Origin of the sequence: Pseudomonas sp. GW456-12-10-14-LB2, from assembly GCF_002884345.1 — a bacterium.
Taxonomy (GTDB): Bacteria; Pseudomonadota; Gammaproteobacteria; order Pseudomonadales; family Pseudomonadaceae; genus Aquipseudomonas; species Aquipseudomonas paraglycinae.
This window is the reverse complement of sequence record NZ_POHV01000025.1, coordinates 81,476-98,883: the sequence shown is the minus strand read 5'-3', so window position 1 is coordinate 98,883 and position 17,408 is coordinate 81,476. Positions and strand designations below refer to the sequence as shown.

Annotated in this window: 12 protein-coding genes; 9 read left to right on the top strand and 3 right to left on the bottom strand. The window is 61.8% G+C overall.

All coding sequences use genetic code 11. From position 1 onward, the window contains the following. Nucleotides 1–87 precede the first annotated feature (87 nt). From C1X29_RS18340 to C1X29_RS18325, 4 genes are all read left to right on the top strand, one after another. Nucleotides 88–1,761 carry a nitrite/sulfite reductase gene (locus C1X29_RS18340; RefSeq protein WP_102718051.1) on the top strand — a complete coding sequence of 558 codons (1,674 nt, stop codon included), beginning with the start codon at nt 88–90 and terminating at the stop codon, nt 1,759–1,761. Beyond that, nucleotides 1,758–2,237, top strand: coding sequence for a DUF934 domain-containing protein (locus C1X29_RS18335; protein ID WP_085745841.1), 480 nt, complete (start codon nt 1,758–1,760; stop codon nt 2,235–2,237). Before C1X29_RS18340 ends, C1X29_RS18335 begins: the two co-directional genes overlap by 4 nt. Nucleotides 2,238–2,366: 129 nt before the next feature. Continuing rightward, nucleotides 2,367–3,341: a hypothetical protein gene (locus C1X29_RS18330; RefSeq protein ID WP_064381826.1), complete on the top strand. Its 975-nt coding sequence runs from the start codon at nt 2,367–2,369 to the stop codon at nt 3,339–3,341. A gap of 156 nt (nt 3,342–3,497) precedes the next feature. Next, nucleotides 3,498–4,169 carry a DUF3313 domain-containing protein gene (locus tag C1X29_RS18325; protein ID WP_011333935.1) on the top strand — a complete coding sequence of 224 codons (672 nt, stop codon included), beginning with the start codon at nt 3,498–3,500 and terminating at the stop codon, nt 4,167–4,169. 49 nt (nt 4,170–4,218) lie between these two features. Here C1X29_RS18325 and C1X29_RS18320 read toward each other — a convergent pair whose 3' ends face one another. The 3 genes from C1X29_RS18320 to C1X29_RS18310 all read right to left on the bottom strand — a co-directional run bounded on the left by C1X29_RS18320 (nt 4,219) and on the right by C1X29_RS18310 (nt 7,432). Continuing rightward, nucleotides 4,219–5,214, bottom strand: a complete 996-nt coding sequence (locus C1X29_RS18320; RefSeq protein WP_102718050.1) for a DUF3829 domain-containing protein — start codon at nt 5,212–5,214, stop codon at nt 4,219–4,221. After that, entirely contained in the window at nt 5,211–6,857 is a 1,647-nt protein-coding gene (locus C1X29_RS18315; protein WP_102718049.1) for a J domain-containing protein, read from the bottom strand. Before C1X29_RS18315 ends, C1X29_RS18320 begins: the two co-directional genes overlap by 4 nt. Nucleotides 6,858–7,006: 149 nt before the next feature. After that, nucleotides 7,007–7,432 (bottom strand): YciI family protein, encoded by a 426-nt coding sequence (locus C1X29_RS18310; RefSeq protein WP_085604104.1) that lies wholly within the window; start codon nt 7,430–7,432, stop codon nt 7,007–7,009. A gap of 270 nt (nt 7,433–7,702) precedes the next feature. Between C1X29_RS18310 and tpx the strand changes: the two genes are divergently transcribed. From tpx to C1X29_RS18285, 5 genes are all read left to right on the top strand, one after another. Next, a complete protein-coding gene (tpx, locus tag C1X29_RS18305) occupies nt 7,703–8,203 on the top strand; it encodes a thiol peroxidase (protein WP_011333939.1) in 501 nt (166 codons plus the stop codon). Nucleotides 8,204–8,378: 175 nt separating this feature from the next. After that, the gene (locus C1X29_RS18300; RefSeq protein WP_102718048.1) at nt 8,379–9,686 is read left to right on the top strand and encodes an MdtA/MuxA family multidrug efflux RND transporter periplasmic adaptor subunit; all 1,308 of its coding nucleotides are present in this window, start codon (nt 8,379–8,381) and stop codon (nt 9,684–9,686) included. Continuing rightward, nucleotides 9,683–12,787: an MdtB/MuxB family multidrug efflux RND transporter permease subunit gene (locus C1X29_RS18295; protein WP_007955054.1), complete on the top strand. Its 3,105-nt coding sequence runs from the start codon at nt 9,683–9,685 to the stop codon at nt 12,785–12,787. The genes C1X29_RS18300 and C1X29_RS18295 overlap by 4 nt, the downstream gene beginning before the upstream one ends. Beyond that, nucleotides 12,784–15,891 carry an efflux RND transporter permease subunit gene (locus C1X29_RS18290; protein ID WP_102718047.1) on the top strand — a complete coding sequence of 1,036 codons (3,108 nt, stop codon included), beginning with the start codon at nt 12,784–12,786 and terminating at the stop codon, nt 15,889–15,891. The genes C1X29_RS18295 and C1X29_RS18290 overlap by 4 nt, the downstream gene beginning before the upstream one ends. Then, a complete protein-coding gene (locus C1X29_RS18285) occupies nt 15,888–17,357 on the top strand; it encodes an efflux transporter outer membrane subunit (RefSeq protein WP_102718046.1) in 1,470 nt (489 codons plus the stop codon). The genes C1X29_RS18290 and C1X29_RS18285 overlap by 4 nt, the downstream gene beginning before the upstream one ends. The last annotated feature ends 51 nt before the right edge of the window (nt 17,358–17,408 follow it).

Sequence of the window (17,408 nt, the reverse complement as noted above, 5' to 3'; positions counted from 1 at the left end):
GTGTCAGCCAACATTGCAGTTGCCTGACACACCGCAATCGCGAGCAGGCTCGCTCCCACAGGAAACTCCTGATGAGGTGGCAGTTGCATGTATCAATACGATGATTACGACCGGGCGCTGGTGTTCGAGCGCGTTGCGCAGTTTCGCGATCAGGTCGAGCGCTTCATGGCCGGGGAGTTGAGCGAAGAGGAATTCCTGCCGCTGCGCCTGCAGAACGGCCTGTACATGCAAAAACACGCTTACATGCTGCGGGTGGCCATTCCTTACGGCACGCTGAGTGCCGAACAGATGCGCACCCTGGCGAGCATCGCCCGGGATTACGACCGTGGCTACGGCCACTTCACCACCCGGCAGAACATGCAGTTCAACTGGATCGAATTGCAAGAAGTGCCGGACATTCTCGAACGTCTGGCGCAGGTCAACATGCATGCGATCCAGACCTCGGGCAATTGCGTGCGCAACATCACCACCGAAGCCTTCGCCGGGGTCGCGGCGGACGAGCTGATCGACCCGCGTCCGCTGGCGGAAATCCTGCGGCAATGGTCGACGATCAACCCGGAATTCCTGTTCCTTCCGCGCAAGTTCAAGATCGCCATCTGCTCGGCGAAGCAGGATCGCGCGGCAATCATGATGCACGACATCGGCCTCTACCTTTACCCCGGCCGTGACGGCCAGATGCTGCTGCGAGTGATCGTCGGCGGTGGTCTGGGGCGCACGCCGATCCTTGGATTGCAGATCCGCGACGGCCTGCCGTGGCAGCACCTGCTGTCCTACGTCGAAGCCGTGCTGCGGGTCTACAATCGCCACGGCCGGCGCGACAACAAGTACAAGGCGCGGATCAAGATTCTGGTCAAGGCGCTGGGCATCGAGGCGTTCGCCAAGGAAGTCGAAGAGGAATGGCAACACCTCAAGGACGGCCCGGCGCAACTGACCGAGGATGAATACCAGCGGGTCGCCAGTGCCTTTGTGCCGCCGAGCTACCGCACGCTGGCGGGCACCGATCTGGATTTCGGCACGCACCTGGCCGACAACCCGGCGTTCGCCCGTTGGGTCGCGCGCAACGTGCAACCGCACAAAGTGCCGGGCTATACCAGCGTGGTGCTGTCGACCAAACCGGGCCTGGCCTCGCCGCCGGGGGACGTCACCGATGCGCAGATGTTGGCCGTGGCTGACTGGTCCGAGCGTTTCGGTTTCGGCGAAATCCGCATCGCCCACGAGCAGAACATCGTCCTGCCGGATGTGCCCAAGTCGCAGCTGTATGCGCTGTGGGAGCAGGCGAAAGAGCAGGGGCTGGGCGCCGCCAACGTCGGCCTGCTGACCGATATCATTGCCTGCCCCGGGGGCGATTTCTGTGCGCTGGCCAATGCCAAATCGATCCCGATTGCCCAAGCGATTCAGGCGCGTTTCGACAACCTCGATTACCTGCATGATCTGGGCGACATCAGCCTCAACATCTCCGGCTGCATGAACGCCTGCGGCCATCACCACATCGGCAGCATCGGGATTCTCGGCGTCGATAAAAACGGCAGCGAGTGGTATCAGATCACCCTTGGCGGCGCCCAAGGCAAGAACAGCGCACTGGGCAAGGTCATCGGCCCCTCGTTCAGCGCCGCCGAAGTGCCGCAGGTGATCGAGCGGATCATCGGCACCTTCGTCCGTTATCGCGAGGCTGAAGAACTGTTCGTCGATACCGTGGCGCGCATCGGACTGGAGCCGTTCAAGGAGCGGGTTTATCCGAAAGCGCAGGAGGTGTCGGCATGAACAATTTGTTGCGCATGGAGGAGAGCGGGGCGCGCATCGTGCTGGATGATCCGTGGACGCTGATCCGCTCGCCTGAAACGTCTGACAGCACTGAAATGCTGATTCTGCCGCTGGCCCACTGGCTCGAATCGCCCTCGACCCATGCGGTCTGGCTCGGCCCCGACGACGGCGTCGAAAGCCTGTTGCCATGGTTGACCTCGCTGCCGCTGATCGCCCTCGACTTCCCGAGCTTTCGCGACGGCCGCGCCTACAGCCAGGCCTATCTGCTGCGCAGACGTTTCGGCTGGAAAGGCGAGTTGCGCGCCATCGGCGATGTGCTGCGCGATCAACTGAGCCACATGCGCCAGTGCGGTTTCGACAGCTTCGCGGTGCGCGAGGACAAATCCGCCGAGGATGCGCTCAAGGGCCTGGCCGGGATGAGCGTGTTGTACGGGCGCTCGGTGATCGAGCCGCGACCGTTGTTCCGGCGCAGGTGATGCAGGGGAAACCCTTAGAACCCTGATGAATCGGGGATTTTTCCTTGGGTCGATGGTGGCCTTTTGGTAGAGTCCCCGTCGCCAGCGGGTTTTCGGCTGGACGACGGAACGAAGAAGGGAGTCTGATCAGTGAGTCCGGGCAAAAAAATTCTGGGCATCACCGCGTTGCTGCTGATGGTGACGCTGTGGGCCGGTTACATCTATGTGTTCAACGAAAACCGTGGCGGTCAGCTCGGCGGCGTCGGCGAAAGCACCGCCTGGTGCGGCACGCCGCCGAACACCGAAGCGGCGCTGCTGGGCAAGGATCAACTGACCCTGCGCATCACCAACAACCTGCGCGGCGAGTTCATGCTCAGCGGCGCGGTGGTGGTCTCCGAACGTACCTTCAACCGCTATGACCTGGGCCGCAACGAGCTGCGTCTGCGCCTGGAACCGTTGCAGTGGTCGTTTGGCGTCACGCCGATCTTCCTCGAACAGGTGAAAGTCCTGCCCCTGAGCCGCAACCTCGCCTCGACCGACAAGAGCGCCTTCGCCGAACTCGAATCGCGCCCGATCAGCGTTCAGGGCCGGGTCACCGAATTTCCCTTCGACACCTATCGCTACGGCTACAAACCGGTGCTGTATTACCTCAAGGGCAGCGAGCGCATCGACCTGCGCTTCAAGAACATCACCACGCTGATGGAGATGTCCAACACCTTCACGCCGATCCAGAAATACAACCGCGCCGACTACATCAACGAGAAAAACTCGATGATCCGCGACGAGGACTACAAGGCCTACGGCCCCCACGAATGCGCGTTCAGCGTCGAGCGCAAAGGCTCGTTCAAGGTTGTGGTGCTGTTGATGCTGCTGGTGCTGTGCCTGCCGTTGCTGCTGGTGTTCTACCGCGATGAGCCGGGAATCGACTTCCTTGCCACGCTGGTGGGGATTGGCGTGGTGCGCACGGTGCTGGTGGGGCCGGTGCAGGATTTCCAGCTGTACAACATTGATTTTCTGTTTGGCGCGGCGATTTTGCTGGTGGGCACGGTGTCGCTGATCAAGGCGATGCGGGCGAACAGTCGGCGGGAGATGGCGTTGAGAAGTGGTGAGACTTCGAGCTGGTAGAAGAAAGCCTTGAGCACCTGTGATGGTCCGGACCTTTCAAAGGTCCGGACCCGACGTTGTGCAATGTTGGGGTTTCTGATCGCAAACGGCGCGAATTTAGCTATACCTGTAACTCCCCCGACGCAATAAATTCGGCCTTCCGACAGGAGTTACAGCATGAAGCTAGCCGTAATGATGAGCACCCTGTGCATTGCCACGCTGGGCGTGGTGGGCTGCTCCAGCAAAACCGTCGCACCCGACGAGTACTCAGGCTTCCTCAAGGACTACAGCCAGCTGAGGGAGGCCAAATCCCCGTCGGGGGCCGAAGTGATGCGCTGGATCGACCCGAAAGTCGACATCGGCAAATTCACCAGCTTCTACGTCGAACCGACCCAGCTCTATCCCAAACCGCAACCCACCGTGAAGATTCCGCAGCAGACCCTCAACGGCATCACCAGCTACTACGATCAGGCGCTCAAGCGTGAACTGGGCAAATCCCTGCCGCTGGCCTCGGGCCCCGGGCCGGGCGTGATTGTGGTGCGCGCGGCCATTACCGCCGTCAGCAGCAAGACCGAAGGCCTGCATGCCTATGAAGTGATTCCGGTGGCGTTGGTGGCGGCAGCGGTCAGCACCGCCAGCGGTATTCGCGATCAGGAAACCACGCTGGCGACCGAAGCGGTGTTCCTCGATGGCGGCACCAACAAGGTGGCGGCGCAGGTGGTGCGCAAGGGCACTGGCAAACCGCTGGAAAACGATTCGCAGGTGATGAAGGCCGATGACGTGAAAAGCGTGATCGATGGCTGGGCGTCGGACCTGCATCAGTCCTACCTCAAGCTCAAGGCCAAGTAAGACCGGCACGCCGGGTCGTCCCTGAGGGCGATCCGGCGTGCGCACGGCGTCAGAAACTGGCGCGCGCCAGTCGGTTGTAATGGCTGAGCAAACCGTCGTAACGGCGGGTCACGGCGTAGTAGTCCTCGCTCAAACGTTCGGGCTTAGCGTGGTTGTGCCAGTCTGCTTGCAGGGTGTTCAACGCCTCGAGATAGCTTTGCCCCGGCTCGCCGATGCGCAGCCACAGATCCCGTGCGGCATCGGTCTTGTTCTGGAATCCACCCGTGCGCGGTGCGAGCCAGGGTTCGCGACGGTTCCACGCCTGTTGCAACTTCGCGGTGGTGTCGGCCAGCAATTTTGGGGTCAGAGTGCGGTTTTTCATCGCTTCGTCGAGCACGTCGACAGTCTCCCGCGCCTGAATCATGTACGCCAGCAAGTCCCAATGAATGTCCCTGCCCAGACGCGCCTCGATCAGCTTGAGCTGTTCAGGACGTTGCGCGGCGTCGAGCGGCAGCAGGCTTTGCCGCAGAGCCGCCGAGGCGCCGATGTATTCCTGTGAAACGCGCTCGATCGCGGCGAGTTCTCCAGGGGAAGGCTGTTGCGACCCGGAGGTGAAACTCGCCTCTCGGTAAAAACGCGTGGGGGCAATGGTGGTCGTGACGTGACTCAGCGCCCGGACGTACTCGTTCGCCTGTCGCGCCAGTTCAGGTTGCCACGCCAGAAGATCGAGTTTTTCCGTGAGGCCCTGACCGCAGACATCGCGCTGAATGTCGCGCACATTGAACGCGTCACTGTCGTCGAAATCCTTGAGGCTCTTCAGCCAGCGTTGGTCGCGGGGCAAGGGCGGTTGAGGGTTCTTGTAGCGGTCGTAGGCCACTCGCCATTGCACGTCGATCCGGTTGACGCAGGCGATCACCGGGCTCAGGGCATTGGCCTGGGCGGTGATCGGTGCATCGCGCCCATCCAGCCAGAGATCGAGTTGCAGGAAAGGGCGGGTCGCACTCGTCAGCGCCATCACCACCAGCGCGAAGAAAATACCGACGCAAAACATCACTCTCGTGGTCATGGGTGCGCCTCCTTGCCGTACCACTGTTCAACGGTGGCCGGTGCGCTGCATTCGGCGGTGGTGGCCGGCAAGCGGCTGCACAAACGTTCGGTCCAGGGTTGCAGACCCTGATTGCGATTGACCGTGCCTTGGCTGGCGACCACTTTGAATACGCCGAGCACGAGGGACAGCACCACAATCCCGAGGATCGTCACGCCGACTTTCACGGCTGTTCGGCTCTCTTCCCAGGACACCCGGGGCCTGGACTGCCAGCGGCGAACCAGTCCGAAGGTCGTCAGGGTCGCGGCGTACACCCCGCCGGCAATCGGGCCGAAAAACCAGCCGAGCCCGGCCACCATCAACGCGCCGGGCACCAGGTCACGCAGCACGCCGAACGGCGGCGAGTCTTTGAAAACTCCGGGGCAAAGAGCAGCGCTGAGCCGGTCATCCAGCCGCCATACGCGATGGGCGAGGTTGTGCACCAGCCAATTGAGCCCGGCCACGATCACGCCGAACACCACAGTCGAAATCATGACGATGTTGATCAACCCGCTGAGCCGCACGCCCAGCGGAATGTAATGAGTGAACGCGCCGATCAGGCAGGCCAATACCACGCCCACGTAGGTCGGCCAGTCGTTGAAGCTCAGCTCCCAGTCACGCCAGAAAAACGCCGTGCCGCCGGGCATCTGTGCGCAGACCTTGGGGTGATTGGCGTACAACTCGGAACTCAACTTGCGACACTGCGCCCAGTCGTCTTCGCTCAGGCGTCGGGCCAGTGCGCGGCGGGCGCTGAACGAGCCGGTGCCCAGCAGCAGGCGGGCGGCGCGGTGTCCGGGGGTGACGGCGGGCTCCGTGGCCAGTTGTTGCTGGTGAGCCAGGAAAAGCGGCGCATTCTGGCGAGCCAGCAGGCGTTGCCATTCGCCGTCAGGGCAGGGATTTCCGGTGCAGCCGTGCCAGCCCTGACCGGTGCGCACCCGTTCGAAAATCTCGGGAAACCAGACCGGGGCATCCAGCAGCAAATGGCTCAGGGCACGGTTGAACCATTCCTGATGTTGCTGAATCGCCAACCAGTTGAAATCCGCGCAGCGGGCATAGGCTTGGAGAAATCCGTCGACGTCTTCCCGTTCGAGCGCATCACGCATCGGTTGCGCAATGCGCGCGCGTTGTTGATCCAGCAACAGGTCAATCGATATTTCGTCCAGCTCCAGGCGTTGCCAGGCGCTGAACCAGAAGAAGGTCGGGATGGCCCAGTCCACCAACGTCTGCGAAGTCTCAGGGTGTTCAATGCAATGATGCAGCACCGTGTCTTCGAAGAAATGTGCGCAACCCTGTTCGAGGGTGACGGCATGGCGATGATTCAGCTCTTCAACGCTGAGCCCGTCCAGCGAGCGGGTCGCCAGTTGCAGGGCATCGACCTCGACCACGGTGAGGCCGCTCAGGTCCCAGGATTCTTCAATACCCTGTTCCTGCTCTTCATCCTGATTCTGCTCGTGATACTGCTGCCATTCCTTGTACGCCAGCGCCTGCTCATAGGCATCACGCAGCCGCTGGAAACCCTCGGGGTCGTCGTCGGGGCGGGTCTGTTTGAGCAGGACGGCATATTGGCGTTTGATAGTGCGCACATCGGCGTCGGCCGACAGGCCAAGGACGGTCCAGCAACTCATTGCGATGACAACTCCATAACAACCGCGACGCGATCCAGTGGTGGCATTGTGATGTTGCGCACCCTACCTGTTTCGCGTCGAAAAGTCCTCGTGTCTCGCTCAGTCGTCATCGGCCATGCAGAAAATGCTCACGCTCCCGATTCGGGGCCTCAGTGTTTTTTGGCTTGTTCGCGGATGCGTTCTTCCTGCTCGCGCAGTTCCGGGGTGAACTCGGCGCCGAAATCTTCCGGGCTGAAGACCTGGCGAATCTCGATTTCCGATTCAGTGCCCGGCATGGGATTCGGGCAACGCTTGACCCACTCGATGGCCTCCTCTTTCGACTTCACGTCCCAGATCCAGTAACCGGCGATCAGCTCCTTGGTTTCGGCGAACGGGCCGTCGATCACGCTGCGGTTTTCACCGCTGAAGCGCACACGGGCGCCCTTGCTGCTGGGGTGCAGGCCGTCGGCGGACACCAGAATGCCGGCCTTGGCCAGTTGTTCGTTGTAGTTGCCCATGTCGGTCAGCAATTGTTCGCTGGGCATCACGCCGGCTTCGGAGTCGTGGCTGGCTTTGACAATGATCATGAAGCGCATGGTGTTTCTCCGCAGGTGAGTGAGGGATTCATGGCTTAGTCGAACGGCCGGGGTCTGAATCGACAGGTCGTTAAAGAAAAGACGCAGACTTGCGTTTTAACAAGCATCACCCTCTTTGAGGGCGGGGATGTGGGGCTACTGGAGAATGTGTATCCAGTTTTGCGTGCCAGCACATGACAATTTCAGTCCAGGCATAGGTCGTCGGACAATTTCGTGGTTAACTTCTGCCTCTTGCATGCTTTCCCAACAACGTTAAGAAGGACTCCGTTCATGGCTCAAGTCACGCTCAAAGGCAACCCGGTTCAAGTCAACGGCCAACTGCCACAAGCCGGTTCCAAGGCGCCAGCCTTTTCCCTGGTAGCCGGCAATCTGTCCGACGTCACCCTGAAAGACTTCGCCGGCAAGCGCAAAGTGCTGAACATCTTCCCAAGCGTCGACACCCCGACCTGCGCCACCTCCGTGCGCAAGTTCAACGCTCAGGCCAACGACATCAGCAACACCGTAGTGCTGTGCATCTCGGCTGACCTGCCGTTCGCCCAGGCTCGCTTCTGCGGCGCCGAAGGCCTGGAAAACGTACAAAACCTGTCGACCCTGCGCGGCACCGAGTTCCTCGAGAACTACGGCGTGGCCATCGCTGACGGCCCGCTGAAAGGCCTGACCGCCCGTGCGGTGGTTGTACTGGACGAAAACGACAACGTCCTGCACAGCGAACTGGTCAAGGAAATTGCTGAAGAGCCTAACTACGAAGCGGCGCTGTCCGTTCTCAAGTAAGCGCTTTTACAATTGTTAACGGCCTGGCTCTGTCCAGGCCGTTTTCATTTGTGTATCAGTGTTTTGCCTCACACCTTGAAACGTAAGTGGAAGGTAAATTGCCGGTAAAGCTGCTTTGCTAAATCCCCACCAGTGCTTATCGTTCAGCCTCCCGTAAAAGAAGCCCACGCGCCCAATGGTTAATCACTCCATGCAATCGTCTTCCCGAAATTCCCGTCGCTGGCTGTTGAGCCTGCTTGTCCTGCTGGTCATTGCCGGTCTGTGCTGGAAATTCTGGCCCGCCGGCTCGACCCACAAGGAGGGCGGCGAGAAGGCGCAGGCCGGTCACACCGGCCGTTCGGGGATGATGCGTCCGGGCTTCGGCGGGGCGGCAGGGCCGATTCCAGTGCGCGTGGCGCCGGCGGTCACCGGGGACTTCCCGCTGTACTACAAGGCCCTGGGCACGGTGACGGCGCTCAACACCATCAATGTGCGCAGCCGGGTCGGTGGCGAACTGGTGAAGATCTATTTCGAGGAAGGGCAAATGGTCAAGGCCGGCGACCTGCTGGCAGAGATCGACCCGCGCCCCTACCAGAACGCCTTGCTTCAGGCCGAAGGCACCTTGCTGCAGAACCAGGCGCAGTTGAAGAACGCCCAGGTCGATGTCGAGCGTTATCGCGGTCTTTACAAGGAAGACAGCATCGCCAAGCAGACACTGGACACCGCTGAAGCGCTGGTCGGCCAGTACCTCGGCACCGTGAAGACCAATCAGGCGGCGGTCAACGACGCCAAGCTCAATCTCGAATTCACCAAGATCCGCGCACCGATTGCCGGTCGCGTCGGCCTGCGTCAGCTCGACGTCGGCAACCTCGTGGCGGCCAACGACACCACGTTCCTGGCGGTCATCACTCAGACCCAGCCGATCAGCGTCGCCTTCACCCTGCCGGAAAACAGCCTGGAAACCGTACTCGCCCGCTACCGCAGCGGCGCCAAACTGCCGGCCGAGGCCTGGGATCGTGGCGACACGAAACTGCAAGCCACCGGTGTACTGCAAAGTCTCGACAACCAGATCGACGTGACCACCGGCACCCTGAAATTCAAGGCGCGCTACGAGAACCGCGATCAGTCGCTGTTCCCCAACCAGTTCGTCAACGTTCACCTGCTGGCTGACACCTTGAAAGGTGTGGTGCTGGCTCCATCGGCCGCCATTCAGTTCGGCACCAACGGCACCTTCGTCTACGCGCTGGACGGCGACAAGAAAGTCACCATCCGCCAATTGAAGATCGGTGCCAGCGACGGCGAAAACACGGTGGTCACCGAAGGCCTGGCCGCCGGCGACCGGGTGGTGCTGGAAGGCACCGACCGTCTGAAGGAAGGCAGTGAAGTGGAAGTGGTCAACGACAGCAAGGATGTGCCGACCACTCCGACCGAACACCTGCAAGGCAAGTCCGCCGCCACCGCGCCTGACGCCGCCGTCACCGACAAGGCCAAGAAGGGCGCATGAACATTTCGCGTCTGTTCATCCTCCGCCCGGTCGCCACCACGCTGAGCATGCTGGCCATCGTGCTGGCCGGTCTGATCGCCTATCGCCTGCTGCCGGTTTCGGCCTTGCCGCAGGTCGATTACCCGACCATCCGGGTCATGACCCTGTATCCGGGCGCCAGTCCGGACGTGATGACCAGCGCCGTCACCGCGCCGCTTGAGCGCCAGTTCGGACAGATGCCGGGTCTCACGCAGATGGCGTCGACCAGTTCTGGCGGCGCGTCAGTGCTGACCCTGCGTTTCAGCCTCGACATCAACATGGACGTCGCCGAACAGCAGGTGCAGGCCGCGATCAACGCCGCGACCAACCTGTTGCCGACCGACTTGCCGGCGCCGCCGGTGTACAACAAGGTCAACCCGGCGGACACCCCGGTGCTGACCCTGGCCATCACCTCGAAAACCATGCTGCTACCCAAGCTCAATGACCTGGTCGATACGCGGATGGCGCAGAAGATCGCCCAGATCAGCGGCGTCGGCATGGTCAGCATTGCCGGCGGCCAGCGTCAGGCGGTGCGGATCAAGGTCAACCCGGAAGCTCTCGCGGCCAACGGCCTGAACCTGTCTGACGTGCGCACGCTGATCAGCGCGTCAAACGTCAACCAGCCCAAGGGCAACTTTGACGGCCCGACCCGGGTGTCGATGCTCGACGCCAATGACCAGCTGACCTCGCCCAAGGATTACGCCAACCTGATCCTGGCCTACGCCAACGGCGCGCCGCTGCGGCTCAAGGATGTCGCGCAGATCGTCGACGGCGCCGAAAACGAGCGTCTGGCGGCGTGGGCCAACCAGAATCAGGCTGTTCTGCTGAACATCCAGCGTCAGCCGGGCGCCAACGTGATCGAAGTGGTCGACCGGATCAAGGCGCTGCTGCCGAGCATCACCGACAACCTGCCGGCCGGTCTCGACGTGGTCGTACTGACCGACCGCACCCAGACCATCCGCGCCTCCGTCACCGACGTGCAACATGAACTGCTGATCGCCATCGCGCTGGTGGTGATGGTGACGTTCCTGTTCCTGCGGCGTGCCAGTGCCACGATCATTCCGTCGGTGGCCGTGCCGCTGTCGCTGATTGGTACGTTCGGCGTGATGTATCTGGCCGGGTTCTCGGTCAACAACCTGACCTTGATGGCCCTGACCATCGCCACCGGTTTTGTGGTCGACGATGCGATCGTGATGCTGGAAAACATCGCGCGTTTCATCGAGGAGGGCGACAGCCCGATGCAGGCGGCGCTCAAGGGCGCGAAGCAGATCGGCTTCACCCTGATTTCCCTGACCCTGTCGCTGATCGCGGTACTGATTCCGCTGCTGTTCATGGCCGACGTCGTGGGGCGGTTGTTCCGCGAATTCGCCATCACCCTGGCGGTGGCGATCCTGATTTCCCTGGTGGTCTCGCTGACCCTGACGCCGATGATGTGCGCGCGTCTGCTCAAGCGTGAGCCGGAAGCACATGAACAGGGCCGTTTCTACCGTGCCAGTGGTGCCTTCATCGACTGGATGATCGCCGCTTACGGGCGCAAGTTGCAGTGGGTGCTCAAGCACCAGCCGCTGACCCTGCTGGTGGCCATCGGCACGCTGGCCCTGACCGTGTTCCTTTATATGGTGGTGCCCAAGGGCTTCTTCCCGGTGCAGGACACCGGGGTGATCCAGGGCATTTCCGAAGCGCCGCAGTCGATTTCCTTCGCGGCGATGGGCGAGCGTCAGCAGGCGCTGGCCAAGGTGATTCTGGAAGATCCGGCGGTGGAAAGCCTGTCGTCCTACATCGGGGTCGACGGCGACAACGCCACGCTCAACAGCGGTCGGCTGCTGATCAATCTCAAACCCCATGGCCAGCGTGATCTGACGGCGACTGAAGTGATTGCCCGCCTGCAACCGCAGTTGGACAAGCTTGTCGGCATCCGTCTGTTCATGCAGCCGGTGCAGGACCTGACCATCGAAGACCGCGTCAGCCGTACCCAATACCAGTTCAGCATGTCCTCGCCGGATTCCGAATTGCTCAGCCTGTGGAGCGGCCGTCTGGTCGAGGCCCTGGCTCAGCGGCCGGAACTGACCGACGTTGCCAGTGACTTGCAGGACAAGGGTTTGCAGGTGTTCCTGGTGATCGACCGCGACGCTGCTTCACGGCTGGGCGTGTCGGTGTCGAACATCACCGATGCGCTGTACGACGCGTTCGGCCAACGGCAGATTTCGACCATTTACACCCAGGCCAGCCAGTACCGCGTGGTGCTGCAAGCACAGGCCGGGGAGAAGATCGGCCCGCAGGCGCTGGATCAGATTCACGTCAAGACCACCGATGGCGGTCAGGTGCGGTTGTCGAGTCTGGCCCACGTCGAGGAGCGGCAGGCGCAACTGGCGATCACCCACATCGGCCAGTTCCCGGCGGTAATGATGTCGTTCAACCTCGCGCCCGGCGTGGCGTTGGGGCATGCGGTGGACATCATCGAGCAGGTGCAGAAGGACATCGGCATGCCGATCGGCGTGCAGACCCAGTTCCAGGGCGCCGCCGAAGCGTTCCAGGCATCGCTGTCGAGCACCTTGCTGCTGATTCTGGCGGCGGTGGTGACGATGTACATCGTGCTGGGCGTGCTTTACGAGAGCTACATTCACCCGATCACCATCCTGTCGACCTTGCCGTCGGCGGCGGTCGGGGCCTTGTTGGCGTTGCTGCTCAGTGGCAATGACCTGGGGATGATCGCGATCATCGGCATCATCCTGCTGATCGGTATCGTGAAGAAGAACGCGATCATGATGATCGACTTCGCCCTCGACGCCGAACGCACTCAGGGTATGGCGCCGGAGCAGGCGATCTATCAGGCGGCGCTGTTGCGTTTCCGGCCGATTCTGATGACGACGCTGGCTGCGCTGTTCGGCGCTGTGCCGTTGATGCTGGCCACCGGTTCCGGCGCTGAATTGCGTCAACCGCTGGGTCTGGTGATGGTCGGCGGGTTGCTGGTGAGTCAGGTGCTGACGCTGTTCACCACGCCGGTGATCTACCTGTACTTCGATCGTCTCGGCCGGCGCTGGGGTCGTGCTCCTTCGGCCGTGGAGCCGGTGGAACAGCCATGAACCTGTCCGGTCCTTTCATCAAGCGTCCGGTGGCGACCATGCTCCTGAGCCTGGCGATCATGCTGCTGGGCGGTGTGAGCTTCGGCCTGCTGCCGGTGTCGCCGCTGCCGCAAATGGACTTCCCGGTGATCGTGGTGCAGGCCAGCCTGCCCGGCGCCAGTCCGGAAGTCATGGCGTCCACCGTGGCCACGCCGCTGGAGCGCTCGTTCGGCGCCATTGCCGGCGTCAATACCATGAGCAGTCGTTCCAGCCAGGGCTCGACCCGGGTCATCCTGCAATTTGATCTCGACCGCGACATCAACGGCGCGGCGCGGGAAGTGCAGGCGGCGATCAACGCCTCGCGCAACCTGCTGCCGAGCGGGATGCGCAGCATGCCGACCTACAAGAAGGTCAACCCGTCGCAGGCACCGATCATGGTGTTGTCGCTGACGTCGGACGTGCTGGAAAAAGGCCAGCTCTATGACCTGGCGTCGACGATTCTGTCCCAGAGCCTGTCCCAGGTGCAGGGCGTCGGCGAAGTGCAGATCGGCGGCAGTTCCCTGCCGGCGGTGCGCATCGAACTCGAACCCCAGGCGCTGAACCAGTACGGCGTGGCGCTGGACGATGTGCGCAAGACCATCGCCGAAGCCAACGTGCGCCGGCCCAAGGGTTCGGTCGAGGACGACCAGCGTCTGTGGCAGATCCAGGCCAACGACCAGTTGGAGAAAGCCAAGGATTACGAATCGCTGATCATCCACTACAACGGCGGCGCGGCCCTGCGTCTGAAAGACGTGGCCAAGGTCAGCGACGACGTGGAAGACCGCTACAACAGCGGTTTCTTCAACGATGACGCGGCGGTGCTGTTGGTGATCAACCGCCAGGCCGGTGCCAACATCATCGAGACGGTCAACGAGATCAAGGCCCAGTTGCCGGCGTTGCAGGCGGTGCTGCCGGCCAGCGTCAAACTGAACCTGGCGATGGATCGTTCGCCGGTGATCAAGGCCACCCTGCACGAAGCGGAAATGACCCTGCTGATCGCCGTGGCGCTGGTGATTCTGGTGGTGTTCCTGTTTCTCGGTAACTTCCGCGCGTCCCTGATTCCGACGTTGGCGGTGCCGGTGTCGCTGGTCGGCACCTTCGCGGTGATGTACCTCTACGGATTCTCGCTGAACAACCTGTCACTGATGGCGCTGATTCTCGCCACCGGGCTGGTGGTGGACGATGCCATTGTGGTGCTGGAGAACATTTCCCGGCACATCGACGAAGGTGTCAAACCGATAAAGGCCGCGTACCTCGGGGCCAAGGAAGTCGGTTTCACCTTGCTGTCGATGAACGTCTCGCTGGTGGCGGTGTTCCTGTCGATCCTGTTCATGGGCGGGATCATCGAAAGCCTGTTCCGCGAGTTTTCAATCACCCTGGCCGCAGCCATCGTGGTGTCGCTGGTGGTTTCCCTGACGCTGACCCCGATGCTCTGCGCCCGCTGGCTCAAACCCCATACTCCGGGTGAGGAAAACCGCCTGCAACGCTGGAGCCGCCGCACCAACGACTGGATGGTCGGCAAATACGCCACCAGCCTCGACTGGGTGTTGCGCCACCGTCGACTGACCTTGCTGAGCCTGATCATCACCGTCGGGGTCAACGTCGCTCTCTATGTGGTGGTGCCGAAAACCTTCATGCCGCAGCAGGACACCGGCCAGTTGATTGGTTTTGTGCGCGGTGACGACGGTCTGTCGTTCAGCGTGATGCAGCCGAAAATGGAAGTGTTCCGCCGCGCCGTGCTCAAGGACGCAGCGGTCGAGAGTGTGGCCGGGTTCATTGGTGGCACCAACGGCACCAACAACGCGTTCATGCTGGTGCGCCTGAAACCGATCAAGGAGCGCAATATCTCGGCGCAGAAGGTCATCGAGCGCCTGCGCAAGGAAATGCCCAAGGTGGCCGGTGCGCAGTTGATGCTGATGGCTGACCAGGACCTGCAATTCGGCGGCGGTCGCGAGCAGACCACTTCGCAGTACAGCTACATCCTGCAAAGTGGTGATCTGGGCGCCTTACGCGAGTGGTACCCGAAAGTGGTCACCGCGCTGCGCGCCTTGCCGGAACTGACTGCCATCGACGCCCGTGAAGGACGCGGTGCGCAGCAGGTGACGCTGATCGTCGACCGCGATCAGGCCAAGCGCCTGGGCGTGGATATGAACATGGTCACGGCCGTGCTCAACAACGCCTACAGTCAGCGGCAGATTTCCACGATCTACGACAGCCTCAACCAGTATCAGGTGGTGATGGAGGTCAATCCGAAATACGCTCAGGATCCGGTGACACTCAAGCAGGTTCAGGTAATCACCGCCGACGGTGCGCGGATTCCGCTGTCGACCTTCGCCCATTATGAAAACAGCCTGGAAGACGACCGGGTCAGCCACGAAGGCCAGTTCGCCTCCGAGAGCATTTCCTTCGACATGGCCGAAGGCGTGACAGTGGAGCAGGGCAGTGCGGCCATCGAGCGGGCGATTGCCAAGGTTGGCTTGCCCGAAGACGTGATCGCAAAAATGGCCGGTACAGCCGACGCTTTCGCCGCCACTCAGAAGAGCCAGCCGTTCATGATCCTCGGTGCGCTGCTGGCGGTGTATCTGGTGCTGGGTGTGCTGTATGAAAGCTACATTCATCCGTTGACGATTCTGTCGACATTGCCGTCGGCCGGGGTCGGTGCGTTGCTGTCGATCTATGTACTGGGCGGCGAATTCAGCCTGATCTCGCTGCTCGGGCTGTTCCTGCTGATCGGTGTGGTGAAGAAGAACGCGATCCTGATGATCGACCTGGCGCTGCAACTGGAGCGTCATCAAGGCATGGCGCCGCTGGAGTCGATCCGCAGCGCCTGTCTGCAACGCTTGCGGCCGATCCTGATGACCACGCTGGCAGCGATCCTCGGCGCCTTGCCGTTGCTGCTGAGCCGGGCCGAAGGCGCGGAAATGCGCCAGCCGCTGGGCCTGACCATCATCGGCGGGCTGGTTTTCAGCCAGGTGCTGACCCTTTACACCACGCCTGTGGTTTACCTCTATCTCGACAAGCTGCGCCATCGTTTCAACAAATGGCGTGGCGTGCGCACCGATGCCGCTCTGGAAACTCCGCTATGACTGACCGTTCGCTTATCAATCTGGCTACCGTTCGCGGCTCGCGTCTGCTGAGCCTGTCGCTGTGCGTGGCGATGCTCAGTGCGTGCGCCGTCGGCCCGGACTACCAGCGCCCGCAGACCGCCGAAATCGCCCAGTACAAGGAAGCCGAAGGCTGGCGTCAGGCCAACCCGAGCGATTCCCTGGCACGCGGTGCCTGGTGGGAGCTGTATGGCGACCGTCAGCTCAACGAGCTGATCGAGAAACTCAACAGCTCGAACCAGACCGTCGCCCAGTCCGAAGCCCAGTACCGTCAGGCCCAGGCCTTGGTGCGCAGCGCGCGCGGGGCGTTTTACCCGAGTGTCGATCTGAGCGCCGGCAAGACCCGTTCCAGCCAGGGCACCGGCAGCAGCAGTTCGAGCCTGAGCAGTTCCTCCAGCGGTATCCGTGACACTTACAACGCGCAACTGGGCGTGAGTTGGGAAGCGGATGTCTGGGGCAAGTTGCGTCGTGGCCTTGAAGCCAATGAAGCCAGCGCCCAGGCGAGCTACGCCGATCTGGCGGCGATGCGCTTGAGCCAGCAGTCGGAACTGGTGCAGAACTACCTGCAACTGCGGGTGATCGATCAGCAGAAACGCTTGCTCGAATCGACAGTGGCCGCCTATGAGCGCTCGCTTAAAATGACCATGAACCAGTACAACGCCGGGGTTTCCGGGCGTGACGCGGTGGCGCAGGCACAGACCCAGCTGAAAACCACTCAGGGCGATCTGGTCGACCTGATCTGGCAACGGGCGCAGTTCGAAAACGCCATCGCGGTACTGACCGGCCAGCCGCCCGCCGAATTCAACATTGCCGAAACCCAGGACATTCCCAAGCTGCCGCAGATCCCGCTGAGTCTGCCGTCGCAGTTGCTCGAGCGCCGTCCGGACATCGCCTCGGCCGAGCGCTCGGTGATTGCGGCCAACGCCAACATCGGCGTGGCCAAGGCCGCGTACTACCCGGACTTCAGCCTGAGCCTGAGCGGCGGCTACAGCAGCAGTACCTCGCAGAACCTGATCAGCCTGCCGAACCGCTTCTGGTCGGTGGGGCCGAAAATGACCCTGCCGCTGTTCGACGGCGGCATCCGCTCGGCCGAAGTCGACCGCACCGAAGCCGTGTACGACCAGACCGTGGCCAAATACCGCCAGACCGTGCTCGACGGTTTCCGCGAAGTGGAAAACTATCTGGTGCAATTGAAGGTGTACGAAGACGAAGCGGCCGTCCGCCAGGAAGCCCTCGATGCGGCGCGGGACTCGTTGCGTCTGACTGAAAACCAGTACAAGGCCGGGGTGATTGCTTATCTCGACGTGGTGACGGTGCAGGCGACGGCGTTGAGTAATGAACGCACTGTCCTGAATATCCTGCAGAGCCGTTTGATTGCCAGCGTGCAGTTGATCGCAGCGCTGGGCGGTGGTTGGGACGGGCAGCTGGAAACCACTGATAACCGCTGAAACCGAGCTGGTAACGATCTTCTCAAGACCCTGAATTAGAGCCCTGTCAGA

What these genes read in the sequence shown, in the direction of transcription:
- C1X29_RS18310 (WP_085604104.1), bottom strand. Translation starts at nt 7,432, where the DNA reads ATGCGCTTCATGATCATTGTCAAAGCCAGCCACGACTCCGAAGCCGGC.
- C1X29_RS18285 (WP_102718046.1), top strand. Translation starts at nt 15,888, where the DNA reads ATGACTGACCGTTCGCTTATCAATCTGGCTACCGTTCGCGGCTCGCGT.
- C1X29_RS18290 (WP_102718047.1), top strand. Translation starts at nt 12,784, where the DNA reads ATGAACCTGTCCGGTCCTTTCATCAAGCGTCCGGTGGCGACCATGCTC.
- C1X29_RS18335 (WP_085745841.1), top strand. Translation starts at nt 1,758, where the DNA reads ATGAACAATTTGTTGCGCATGGAGGAGAGCGGGGCGCGCATCGTGCTG.
- C1X29_RS18340 (WP_102718051.1), top strand. Translation starts at nt 88, where the DNA reads ATGTATCAATACGATGATTACGACCGGGCGCTGGTGTTCGAGCGCGTT.
- C1X29_RS18325 (WP_011333935.1), top strand. Translation starts at nt 3,498, where the DNA reads ATGAAGCTAGCCGTAATGATGAGCACCCTGTGCATTGCCACGCTGGGC.
- C1X29_RS18295 (WP_007955054.1), top strand. Translation starts at nt 9,683, where the DNA reads ATGAACATTTCGCGTCTGTTCATCCTCCGCCCGGTCGCCACCACGCTG.
- tpx (WP_011333939.1), top strand. Translation starts at nt 7,703, where the DNA reads ATGGCTCAAGTCACGCTCAAAGGCAACCCGGTTCAAGTCAACGGCCAA.
- C1X29_RS18300 (WP_102718048.1), top strand. Translation starts at nt 8,379, where the DNA reads ATGGTTAATCACTCCATGCAATCGTCTTCCCGAAATTCCCGTCGCTGG.
- C1X29_RS18320 (WP_102718050.1), bottom strand. Translation starts at nt 5,214, where the DNA reads ATGACCACGAGAGTGATGTTTTGCGTCGGTATTTTCTTCGCGCTGGTG.
- C1X29_RS18315 (WP_102718049.1), bottom strand. Translation starts at nt 6,857, where the DNA reads ATGAGTTGCTGGACCGTCCTTGGCCTGTCGGCCGACGCCGATGTGCGC.